This is a genomic window from Nakamurella leprariae, assembly GCF_016918035.1.
Classification (GTDB): domain Bacteria; phylum Actinomycetota; class Actinomycetes; order Mycobacteriales; family Nakamurellaceae; genus Nakamurella; species Nakamurella leprariae.
In genome coordinates, this window is record NZ_JAERWK010000023.1 from 194,487 (window position 1) to 206,260 (window position 11,774).

General features: G+C 72.5%; 9 protein-coding genes. 6 read left to right on the forward strand and 3 right to left on the reverse strand.

The features are described from left to right. Positions 1-88 precede the first annotated feature (88 nt). Entirely contained in the window at positions 89-1,132 is a 1,044-nt protein-coding gene (locus JL106_RS17860; RefSeq protein WP_205262116.1) for a zinc-dependent alcohol dehydrogenase, read from the reverse strand. Positions 1,133-1,264: 132 nt separating this feature from the next. Continuing rightward, positions 1,265-2,491 carry an aminotransferase family protein gene (locus tag JL106_RS17865; RefSeq protein ID WP_236007921.1) on the reverse strand — a complete coding sequence of 409 codons (1,227 nt, stop codon included), beginning with the start codon at positions 2,489-2,491 and terminating at the stop codon, positions 1,265-1,267. 156 nt (positions 2,492-2,647) lie between these two features. Between JL106_RS17865 and JL106_RS17870 the strand changes: the two genes are divergently transcribed. From JL106_RS17870 to JL106_RS17895, 6 genes are all read left to right on the forward strand, one after another. Continuing rightward, positions 2,648-2,980: a rhodanese-like domain-containing protein gene (locus JL106_RS17870; protein ID WP_205262118.1), complete on the forward strand. Its 333-nt coding sequence runs from the start codon at positions 2,648-2,650 to the stop codon at positions 2,978-2,980. A gap of 239 nt (positions 2,981-3,219) precedes the next feature. After that, positions 3,220-4,047, forward strand: coding sequence for a DUF4328 domain-containing protein (locus JL106_RS17875; protein ID WP_205262119.1), 828 nt, complete (start codon positions 3,220-3,222; stop codon positions 4,045-4,047). Positions 4,048-4,138: 91 nt separating this feature from the next. Then, complete coding sequence (locus JL106_RS17880; RefSeq protein ID WP_205262120.1) at positions 4,139-5,116, forward strand: DUF5926 family protein; 978 nt, start codon at positions 4,139-4,141, stop codon at positions 5,114-5,116. Between the two features lie 8 nt (positions 5,117-5,124). Next, the gene (locus JL106_RS17885) at positions 5,125-6,816 is read left to right on the forward strand and encodes an ABC-F family ATP-binding cassette domain-containing protein (protein ID WP_205262121.1); all 1,692 of its coding nucleotides are present in this window, start codon (positions 5,125-5,127) and stop codon (positions 6,814-6,816) included. A 903-nt stretch (positions 6,817-7,719) separates the two neighbouring features. After that, on the forward strand, positions 7,720-8,445 hold the full coding sequence (locus tag JL106_RS17890; RefSeq protein ID WP_205262122.1) for a haloacid dehalogenase type II: 726 nt from the start codon (positions 7,720-7,722) through the stop codon (positions 8,443-8,445). Positions 8,446-8,842: 397 nt separating this feature from the next. Next, on the forward strand, positions 8,843-10,237 hold the full coding sequence (locus JL106_RS17895; RefSeq protein WP_205262123.1) for an HNH endonuclease: 1,395 nt from the start codon (positions 8,843-8,845) through the stop codon (positions 10,235-10,237). A gap of 62 nt (positions 10,238-10,299) precedes the next feature. On the opposite strand, the gene JL106_RS17900 is transcribed toward JL106_RS17895, so the two are convergent. Further along, positions 10,300-11,517, reverse strand: a complete 1,218-nt coding sequence (locus tag JL106_RS17900; protein WP_205262124.1) for a cobalamin-independent methionine synthase II family protein — start codon at positions 11,515-11,517, stop codon at positions 10,300-10,302. Positions 11,518-11,774 lie beyond the last annotated feature (257 nt).

The following is an 11,774-nucleotide window of genomic DNA, read 5'->3' on the forward strand; positions in this document are numbered from 1 at the left end:
GACTCGGCGCGGAACGAGCCGAGCCCGGCCGGTGAGGAATCCGCCGGCCGGGCTCGAGTCCGTGAGTCGCGCTCAGCAGCGCACCACTTCAGAAGCTGGGGGAGACCATGACCTTGATGGAGGTGGCGGTCTGCCGCTGCGTCTCGAACGCCTCGCTGATGTCGTCGAGGTTGAACTTGTGCGACACCAGCGGCGTGAGGTCGACCGTCTTGGTCGCGATCAGGTCGGCCGCGTAGGCACAGTCGGCCGGGGTGTAGGCGAAGCTGCCCTGGACCCGGATCTCCTTCTGCACGATGTCGTTGATGTTGATGCTGGCGTCCTTGGACGCCAGGCCGACCAGCGACAGCACGCCCGCGGCGCGCAGCAGGGTCAGCGCGCCGGGCAGCACCTGGACGGCGCCGGAGGAGTCGATGATCGAGCCGATGGCCCCCGACTGCTGGTACGGCGAGGTGGTGGTGCCGCGGGTCTCGAGCAGGTGGGCGACGACGTCGGTCGCGATCGGGTCGAGCACCTCATGGGCGCCGGCCTTGCGCGCCGCCTCGCGACGGGCCTCGGAGGTGTCGACCACGATGATGTCCTTGGCCCCCTTGGCCAGCAGCACCTGCAGCACGCAGGCGCCGATGGAGCCCAGACCGAAGACGAGGACGGGCTCGTCGAGCTTGATCTCGGCGTGGTCGACCGCGCGGGCCGCGACCGACAGCGGCTCCAGGAACGCCGCCTCCTCGAAGCTCACGTTGTCCGGCATGATGAACAGCTGCTGACCGACGGTCCCGTCCTTGTACAGGACCTTGTCGGCGAAGCCGCCACCGGAGCCAGACATGTTGTTGCACAGGTTGAACCGGCCGTCCTGACACCGCGCGCACGTGCCGCACGGCACCGCCGGGTTGGCTGCCACCCGATCGCCCACCTTGAGGCCCGCGACCTCCTCGCCGACCCAGGAGACGGTGCCGGCGAACTCGTGACCCAGCGGCACGCCGGGGGCGATCCAGGCGCCCTCGACGTAGGCGTGCACGTCCGACCCGCAGATGCCGCAGGCGCCGACGTCGATCACCACGTCCTTCGGGCCCGGCTGGGGCTCCGGCACGTCGTTGAGCTTGACCGTCTCGATGGCTTCCCAAGTCGCCAGACGCATGTTTGCTGATTCCTCTGCAGCCGGCCCGGCCCCGCCGTCATCGGTGACGACCGCTCGGGCTTCCCGACCAGCCGGTCGGGACGGTGCTCATGCTGTCGGACGGTGCCGTCCGCGGCAAGAGCGGGGTCCCGCTCAGGCGGTGAGCGCCGCGCGGAGACCCTCCTCCAGCCGGTCCAGCTCGTCCGCCGTGATGACCAGGGGCGGCGAGACCTGGATGCCGCCGGCGCCCACCGCGCGGGTGGCCACCCCGTGGCCGCGCAGCGTCCCGGCCATGGCCAGCGCGGTCGGGACGTCCTCCAGCTGGATCGCGGCCAGCGCGCCCAGGCCGCTGCGCACCTCGACCACCCGGTCCAGCTCGGCCAGCGGGGCGATGCGCCGGTGCAGCTCGTCCTGCAGCGCGGTGGCCGCGGACAGCAGGTCCTCGCGCTCCACGATGTCCAGCGTCGCCATCGCCGCGGCTGCTGCGCCGGCGTGCCCCGCGTAGGTGAAGCCGTGCCGCCACCACGTGCTGCCGCCCGGCGCGAAGAACGGCTCGGCCACCCGCGGCGCGACGAACAGCGCACCCATCGGCACGTACCCGGACGTCAGGCCCTTGGCCGTGGTCATCATGTCCGGATCGAGGTCGAACCGGGACGAGGCGAACCAGTGCCCCTGCCCCGTGTCGCTGCCGATCCGGCCGAACCCGGTGATGACTTCGTCGACCACGAACAGGATGTCGTGCTCGCGACAGATCCGGCGAACCTCGTCCAGGTACCCGTCCGGGGGGAGGTGGATGCCGCCGGCGCCGATGATCGGCTCGCAGAAGAACGCCGCGATGCGCTCTGCCCCCTCGGTCTCGATGAGCTCGAGCAGGGCCTTGCCGGAGTCCCACGCGATGGTGCGGGCGTCCTGCATGAGGGTGCCGTAACCCTCGAAGTTGCCGGGGATGCCGGACAGGGCGGTGCCACCCACGTGCATGCCGTGGTACGCCCGCTCCCGCCCCACGATCAGCGTCTTGTCCGGCCGGCCCAGTTCGTGCCAGTACCGGCGGGCCAGCTTGGCCGCCGAGTCGATGGAGTCCGAGCCGCCCGAGGTGAAGAAGATCTTGCTGTTCGGGACCGGGGCGATCGCCGCCAGCCGTTCGGCCAGCGCCACGGCGGTGTCGACCGCGTGGTCGCCGAAGTTGGAGTAGTGCGCGATCCGGCTGAGTTGCGCGGCGACCGCGTCACCGATCTCGGTACGGCCGTGCCCGACGGTGGCGAACCACAGTCCGGCGGTGGCGTCCACGTACTCGCGCCCCTGGGCGTCCCACACCGTGGCGCCCTGGCCGCGGGTGAGGACGAACTCACCGTTCGCCTCGACGGCGGACATGTTGGCCATGCCGTGCCACAACGCACCCACGCGGAACCTCCTGGAGGATCGGATGGCAGCCCGCTGTCCGGTCCGGGTGCCTGCCGCACCGTACCCAGCGCGCTCCCCGGCGCACGACCTGCGGTGGTCGGGCCGGCCCCGGCGGGCAGGTGGGACGATGGCCGGGTGAACTCTCCACAGATCCCAGAGGTGGCGGTCACCGAGGTGCCGCAGGACGCGACGCTGTTGGACGTGCGCGAACCCGATGAGTGGCAGGCCGGCCACGCGCCCGGGGCGACGCACATCCCGATGTCCGAGCTGGCCGACCGGCTCGACGAGGTGCCCGAGGGCGACCCGATCTACGTGGTCTGCCGATCGGGCGGACGATCCGCGCGGGTCACCGCGTACCTCAACCAGCAGGGCTGGGACGCCGTGAACGTCGCCGGCGGCATGGGTGTCTGGGTGGCGGCCGGCCGGCCGCTGGAGGCCGATCACTCGAACGTCCCGGAGATCATCTGAGCACCCCGGGCCTTGGCACCGGGTCCGGGAACGGCACTGCCGCCCGGCCCGGGATGCAGCCGTGGCCGGGCTCCCCGCCGACCGGTCGCTGTCCGGCCTGCGGCTGGATGCAGGTCGGTGGCTCGTGGTGCGTACGGTGCAGTGCCCCGCTGACCGGAGTGACCTGGGTGGCGCACCCGCCCGCCGACCGCCCGGCCCCGTTGCGGCCCCGTGCGCCGTCTTCGCCGCGTCGTCCGTACATGGGACCGCCGTCCTACGGGCCGGACCGGCCGCGCTGGGGGTACCGGCCCATCGCCTGGGTGCCGGTCGAGCCGCCCGCGCGGCGGGACGCGTCGGCCGAGCTGGACGCCACCGTCCGGCCGCTGCGCACCGTGGTGTGGCTGGGCGGTCTGACCGCCGTGTTCGCGTTGCTGGCTGCGGCAGCCGAGATCCAGCGGTTCGTGCTGCTGCTGCGCGGGCGCACCGAGGTGTTGGACGCATCGGTCGTCCGGTTCAGTGACGCGGCTGTGGTCGGCACGTCCGTCGGGGTGCTGCTCGCCGCGGTGCTGACGGTGCTCACCGGAGTCCCGGCCGTCGTCCGGCTGCACGCCGGTGCGGCGGCCGTGCTCCGCCGTGGTGCACCGCACTCGCGCCGCGCCGTGCTGCTGCGCCTGCTGCTCCCCGGATGGAACCTGGTCGGCGCCGGTCAGGTGCTGGCCGAGACCGAGTCGATGGTGGCCGGGACGGTGCACCGCCGGCACCCGTACGCCGACGCCGAGACCGGAACCGGGCCCGACGTGCTGCTCACCGCCGGTGGGCGGCCGCGGGTCAGCCGGCTCGTCGCGGCCTGGTGGGTGGCCTGGGTGCTGAACGGCGTGCTGTGGGCCGCTGCGGTACTCCGCGGTCTGGGCGGATCGGCGCAGGCCGCCGCCGACTCGGTGGAGCTGCACATCGCGGTCGACGTGACCGCGGCCGTGGTCGCCGGGCTCACCGCCGCGCTGGCGGTCCGGTTGGCCCGGCTGGTCCGACCCCGGCGGCCTCCGTACGCGGGGTGGGTGGTGGTCCCGCCCGCGCCGACCCGGGGCTGACGCCGCGTCGCTCGTCCGGCGCGTGGTCGGGCTGGGCGGCGACGACGCTCCGACGTCCGGAACCGTGCCCCGACTCGTTTACCGTGGTCGCGTGTCCAAGAAGAGTGCCCGCCGGTCCGCCGGCGCTGATGCAGCCGCCGCCAATGCCGCCAGCACCGCGGCCTCCGCTTCGGTCGACAACCCGCGCCGCCCGTGCCCGTGCGGATCGGGCCGCCGGTACAAGGCGTGCCACGGGTCCGGCGACGTGCCCGACCTGATCGTCACCCGGCCGTTCGAGGGGTTGGCTGCGGAGACCGAGCTGATCGCGCTGCGCGAGTTCGTGCCGTCGGCGACGGCGCCGCTGACGCTGCGCGGGGAGTCGTCCGTCCCGTCGGTGACGCTGGGCACCGTGCTGCCCGGCGCGGCCGCGGCGCTGACCAGGGTGGACGGCTCGCTGTTCATCGGCCTGCAGGTGCAGACCCACTCCGGTGATCTGGCCCGCGATCTCGGTGCCGCCATCGAGTGGGGGCTGGCCGCCGGCCCGTCCAAGATGCTGCCCGTCGTCGGCCGCGCGACCGAGGGGCCGCGGTTCGGCGACCTCGTCGTCGACGAGCCGCTCCAGGTGACCGTGCAGGACGACTTCGCCTGGTGGCTGGACTCGACGCCGGATCCGGGTTCGGAGGTGGCGGTCTCGCTGGAGCGGGCCAACGCCGCGATCATGCCGAGCGCCCGCGTCGCCGATCTGCCCGGCGCCTACTGGGTCGACGCCGGTGACAAGGCGCACCTGCGCTGGGTGCGCTCGGAGGACGAGTCGGCGCTCATGGCCGGCCTGGCCCGGCTGGCCGCGGCCGACGAGCTCGGCCTGTGCGAGGGCTCCCGCTACGTCGGGTCGTTCCGCGCCCACGGCTGCCTGGTGCCGGTGTGGGACCTTGACCGCGAGGCGCACGCCAGCGAGTGGGCCGGTCCGGCCGCGGCGTTCGCCGAGCGTCTGGACGCCGCCCTGGCCTCGGTGGCCGCCGGTCAGGAGCTGACCGACGCCGAGCGGCGCGCCCGCGACGGCATCCGCGGCCGGCAGTTCACCCTGCGCTGACGCCCGTCGTGGCTGCCACCGTCATCGCCCGCGGGGTCGGGGTCGCGCACGGCGATCGCACCGTGTTCTCCGGCCTGGACCTCACCGTCGGACCCGGCGAGGTGGTCGGCCTGGTCGGCGCGAACGGCGCCGGCAAGTCGACGCTGCTGCGGTTGCTGGCCGGCCTCGTCGCCCCGGACGAGGGCACGCTCGAGCTCGCGCCGGCCGACGCGACCATCGGCTACCTGCCGCAGGAGGTGCAACGGCGACCCGGTGAGGACGTCGCCGCCTTCCTGGCCCGGTCCACCGGGGTGACCGCCGCGCAGGCCGAGATGGACGACGCAGCAGTCGATCTCGGGCTCGGGGTGGACGGCGCGGACGACCGGTACGCGGTCGCGCTGGACCGGTGGCTGGCGTTGGGTGCGGCCGACCTGGACGAGCGGATCGATGCCGCGCTGGTCGACGTCGGGCTGGTGCCGGTGGGTGGGGGGCGCGCCCGCGACCTGCTGATGACCGGGCTGTCCGGGGGGCAGGCCGCCCGTGTCGGGCTCGCCCTGCTGCTGCTGGCCCGCTTCGAGGTGTTCCTGCTCGACGAGCCGACCAACGACCTGGACCTGGAGGGTCTGGACCGGCTGGAGCGCTTCGTCGCCGAGCGCTCGGCGAGTGGCGCGACGGTGGTGCTGGTCTCGCACGACCGGGAGTTCCTGGCCCGCTGCGTGCGGGTGGTGGTCGAGCTGGACCTGGCCCAGCAGCAGATCGCCGTCTACCGCGGCGGCTACCAGGCCTACCTGTCCGAGCGGGAGGTCGCCCGTCGGCACGCCCGGGAGGCGTACGAGGAGTACGCGGACCGCAAGGCCGAGCTGCAGGAGCGGGCCCGGACGCAGCGGGCGTGGATGGACAAGGGCATGCGGGCCGCCGCTCAGGGGGCCAAGGGCCGCGGGAAGGACAACGACAAGGTCGGCCGGGGCCACCGCATCGAGCAGACCGAGAAGCAGGCGGCCAAGGCCAGCCAGACCGACCGCATGCTGGAACGGCTCCCCGAGGTGATCGAGCCGCGCAAGGAGTGGACGCTGCAGTACTCGATCAAGGCGGCGGGCCGGTCGGGCAGCGTGGTGCTGGCCGCCCGGGGCGCCGTGCTGCGGCGGGGCGAGTTCACCCTGGGTCCGGTCGACCTGCAGATCGACGCGGGCGACCGGATCGCCGTGACCGGCCCGAACGGCAGCGGCAAGACCACCCTGCTCTCGGTCCTGCTCGGCCGGCTGGCGCCGGACTCCGGGTCGGTGACGCGGGGGTCGTCGGTGGCTGTCGGCGAGATCGACCAGGCCCGCGCGCTGCTCGGCACGGCCGCCCGGACCGGTGGACGGCCGACCCTGCTCGGTGCGTTCGAGACCTTGCTGCCCGACCAGCGTCCGGAGGAGATCCGCACGCTGCTGGCCAAGTTCGGGCTCGGCGCCGACCACGTCAGCCGCGACGACGCCTCGTTGTCGCCGGGGGAGCGGACGCGGGCGGCGCTGGCCCTGCTGCAGGCGCGTGGGGTGAACCTGCTGGTGCTCGACGAGCCGACCAACCACCTCGACCTGCCGGCCATCGAGCAGCTCGAACAGGCGCTGAACGACTACCCGGGCACGCTGCTGCTGGTCACCCACGACCGCCGCATGCTCGAGACGGTGCGGGTTGACCGTCGCTGGGACGTGCAGGCCGGGCGGGTGCACGAGCGCTGACGCGCTGGGTTCACGCCCGCCTGACAGACCGGACACGAGTACAGCTTCCGCCCGACCATGACCTGGGTGCTCACCGGGGTGCAGCAGCGCCGGCAGGGCAGTCCGGTCCGGCGGTACACGGAGTGCGCGTCCTCCCGGGGCACCGCGAAGCGCGGGTGGGTGCAGTCCTCGGGGCGGGTGGTGATGATGCGCCCGGCGCGCACTCCGGCGGTCATCAACCGGACCAGATCCGCCCACATCGCCCTCCAGCTGTCGTGGTCGAGGCCCCGGCCCGGTCGGAACGGCGAGATGGACTGCCGGAACAGCACTTCGGCCTGAGAGACGTGCCGACCCCGGCCAGCACGGCTTGGTCCATGAGCAGCGCGCCGATGGCGACCCGGCTCCGGGTGATCCGTTCCCAGGCCTTGTCGGGGTCCGACCGGCGTCGTGGGTCCGGGCCCAGTCGGGCCAGGATGAGCTGCATCTCGTCGTCGGTGATGACCTCGCAGGGCGTGGCGCCGCTCAGGTCGGTCCACCCGCCGTCCCCGCCGGGACCCGGGCCCGCCCACCGCATGCGCAGCGCTCCGCGCGGCTCGGGCGGCGCGGCCGGAGGTGACCGTGCCGGAGAGGCCGAGGTGGACGTGGACGAAGTCCCGACCGAATCCGGAGGAGTCGGTCGAGCGAGGTACGAGCGAGAGCGGGCTCTGACCATCGAATCCGGAGGAGTCGGTCGAGCGAGGTACGAGCGAGAGCGGGCTCCGACCATCGAATCCGGAGGAGTCGGTCGAGCGAGGTACGAGCGAGAGCGGGCTCCGACCATCGAATCCGGCGAAGAGGTGCTTGGTGCCATCCCGGCGGGATCCGGCCGCGTCGGCGATGCGACCATGGCGGTCCGCCGTTCCGTCCCGACTGATCGGAAACTCGATGCGCGCAGTCCTCGACGAGGTCCGGTTCCTGGCCTTCGACGTCTTCGGCACGGTGGTCGACTGGCGGTCCAGCATCGCGCGGGCGGCCGAGCCGTTCCTGACCGGGCACGGCATCGAGGTCGACCCGTTGGTGTTCGCCGACGAGTGGCGGTCGCGGTACCAGCCTTCGATGGAAGCCGTCCGCACCGGGGTGCGCCCGTGGGTCCCGCTCGAGCGGTTGAACCGGGAGAGCCTGGAGACGGTGCTGGCCCGGCACGGTGTCGACTTCGGCGCGGTGACGGGCGACGAGCTGGCCGAGCTGAACCGGGCGTGGACACGGCTGGATCCGTGGCCGGACTCGGTCGTCGGCCTCACCCGGTTGCAGCGGCGGTTCCCGATCGGGCCGCTGTCCAACGGATCCATCGCCGGGATGCTCGCCCTGGCCCGGTTCGGTGGTCTGCCCTGGAACGTCATCCTCGGCGCGGAGATCGCCCACAACTACAAGCCGATGCCGCAGACGTACCTGCGCTCGGTGGAGGCGGTGGGCCTGCGGCCTGACCAGGTGGCCATGGTCGCGGCGCACAACGCGGACCTGCGGGCGGCGCGGGCGGTCGGGTTGCGGACTGTGTTCGTGGCGCGGCCGCTCGAGTTCGGGCCCGGGCAGACGGCCGATCTCACGGCCGAGGACGACTGGGATCTCGTCACCGGGTCGATCACCGAGGTCGCCGATCTGCTCGGGTGCTGACGGGTTCTGTCGGTGGGGCGGACGACTGCGTGGGGCGGTGGCCGCCGGCTCTTCGGGGTGCTCGCCCGTTTGCTGGCTCCGCCGAGCGGTCGACTGCGTTGTGGAACGGCGTGTTTCCGTGCTGATCGGTGAAGGCGGTGCGGATGGCGTCGTCTCGCGGCGGAGGCTGCGGCGACTGGCGCTCCGCGGGTCCCGGGCGGCAGTCGCGCACCTGTGCAGTTGGTTGACAGAACGAAGACTGCTTGGCTGAAGTGTGAGAGTTGCTGCGGCTGAACGGGATCGCGCCTCGAGTTTGCCGTGATTGAGAGGCGGGCCGTCGGAGCGACGGGAATCCGCCACCCGTCCGCGCTCAATGCTCACCTCGATCATCAGTCATCGACACGGTAGAATCGTACTCATGTCCAGTACGACGATCGCCGAACCGGCACTGGCGGCCGCGGTCGTGTCGTGGGTCGACGCCCTCGCGGTGACGAGACCGGACGGACTGGATGAGCACGACCTGGTCGAGCTGATCGGCGGTCTCGAGCGGCTCAAGGCCGCGGCCGCGTCACTGCAGGCCCGCGCCACGACTGCGCTGCTGGACCAGCAACTCACCGGCTCCGACCGGTCTGCTTCGGCCGGCGAGCCGGGGGACGCGGCCACACGCCGCCGGGTGTCGGTGCGACGGTCGGTGGGAGCGCAGGTCGCGCTCGCCCGGCGGGTCTCACCCACCCAGGGCGGTCGGCACCTCGGGTTGGCCCTGTCCCTGCGCGACGAACTGCCCCATCTCGCGTCCGCGCTGCGCCGCGGCGAGGTCAGTGAATGGAAGGCCACGCTGGTGGCTCGGGAGACCGCCTGCCTGTCCCGCGCTGATCAGCGCGCTGCCGACGAACAACTGGCCGACTCCTACGTCGGGCTGGGCGACCGGGCGCTGGCCGCCGAGGCGACGCGGATCGCCTACCGACTCGACCCGAAACAGGCGGTCGCGCGGAACGCCAAGGCTGCCAATGACCGGCGGGTCAGCCTCCGCCCGGCGCCGGACTGCATGACCTACCTGACCGCGCTGCTGCCGGTCGTGCAGGGCGTCTCTGTGATTGCGGCGCTGCGGCGGCACGCCGACACCATCTTCGCCACCGGCGACGAGCGGGGCCGCGGCCAGGTCATGGCCGATGAGTTGGTTGCTCGCGTCACCGCCGTCGCCGCCCCCGCCGCCGCCGACACGGTCGAGGCCAGCGATGACGCTGCTGACATGAGCGAGCTGCCCACCGTGCCCGCGGGCGTCGACCTGACCATCAACCTGGTCATGACCGACCGCACCCTGCTCGACGGCGACACCGAACCCGCGGTCGTCGTCGGCCACGGCCCCATCCCGGCCAGCCTGGCCCGGCACCTGATCCGCGAGGCTCCGGAATCGAGCCGGGTGTTCGTCCGCCGCTTGTTCACCGATCCGATCGGCCAGGTGAGCCACGCTGATCCACGCAGACGCCGTTTCGGTCACCAGGACCGACAGTTCCTCATCGCCCGGGACCAGACCTGCCGAACACCCTGGTGCGACGCCCCCATCCGCCACGCCGACCACATCCAGCCCCACGCCACCGACGGCCCCACCGTGCTCGACAACGGCCAAGGATTGTGCGCCCGCTGCAACCTCACCAAAGACGAAGACGGCTGGCACACGACTGGTTCCGCGGCAGCTACCGTCGTCACCACCCCGACCGGCCACGAGTACCGCAGCACCCCACCAGGGCCGCCCACCTCAGCACCGTGGGGCAGCGCATCCGATCAGAGCGCAGAACCGCAGGTGGCTCGATGACGATGCGGACGAGCGGGCCCGGCCCGGGTCGCGTCCTGCGTCCCAGGCCGGGCGTCACGCGATCAGCGGCGCTCGTCCGCCAGTGCGGCGCCCGCGGCCAGCGTCTGCAGCTTGGCCCAGGCGATCTGCGGGTGGATGCGGCCGCCGAGACCGCAATCGGTGGAAGCGATCACCCGCTCCCGGCCGACCAGCGAGGCGAACCGCTGGATGCGGTCGGCGACCAGCTGCGGATGCTCCACCACGTTGGTGGCGTGGCTGACCACCCCGGGAAGGATGAGCTTGCCGTCCGGCAGTTGCACGTCCTCCCAGACCCGCCACTCGTGCTCGTGACGCACGTTGCCCGCCTCGAACGAGTAGGCGCCTGCGTTGATCTCGAGCATCAGGTCGACGATGTGGCGGAATTCGACGTCGGTCGTGTGCGGACCGTGCCAGGACCCCCAGCACAGGTGGAACCGGATGCGGTCCTCGGGCAGTCCGCGCAGGGCGTGGTTCAGCGCCTCGACCCGGATCCGGGTGAACGCCCGGTAGTCCTCGACGGACGGCTCCGGGTTGATCTGGTCCCAGTTCTCGGCGATCGAGGGATCGTCGATCTGCAGCACCAGGCCGGCTTCGATGATGGCGACATACTCCTCGCGCATCGCGTCGGCGCAGGCCCAGATGAACTCCTCCTCGGACGCGTAGTGCTGGTTCGAGATGCGCGAGCAGCTGCCCGGCGACAACGACGTGAGGAAGCCCTCGGCAGCACCGGTCTCGGCCAGTGCCGTCTTCAGGTTGGCGATGTCCTGGGTCAGCGCCGAGTGCCCGGTGTAGCGCAGCTCGCCGGTGCAGGTCGGGAACGCCGCCGGCTTGCCCACCGTCACCCCGCTGTCCGGGTCGGTGTAGGCGTCGCGGAAGATCTGCCAGTCACGCCGGTCCGGGAAGCTGGTGAGCTGCACGTTTCCCGGCGTCGACCGCACCGGCGGCTGCGCGAACAGGCCGTCGTCGACGAGTTCGAGCCCCGAGAGGCGCTGGAACGAGTACGACCACCAGGCGCCGTAGTCGACCGCGCTGGACATGGACTTCCCGTACTCGCCGTCGCCGACGACCGTGATACCCGCGTCGACCTGGCGGCGCACCAGATCGGTGACGGCGTCGGACAGCATGGCGTCGAACGCGGGGTCTGGCACCACGGTGAAGCCGTCGTCGGACAGCTTGCGGGCCGCATTCGCCGCGATGAGTTCGGGTGTGCGGGGCAGACTTCCGGCGTGGGTGGTCTGGAACCGCTCAGAGCTGGTGATCATGCTGGCCTCTCCGGGAACCGCGTGCCCGGATCGATCGATCCAGCGCGACGCGACGCCCTGGGAACGGGACTGGTCACATCGCAGGCGGATGCTCAACCGGCTGAGGGCCGGGAGCGCGAGGCCTCGCTGTTCGCGCGCTGCGCCGGCGACGCTAACACATCCCGGAACGGCGAACGGGCCGCCGACGGTCCGGATGGACCGCCGACGACCCGTTCGCCGCCGCCCGTGCGAGATCAGCCCGCGCGACCCCCCCGGCG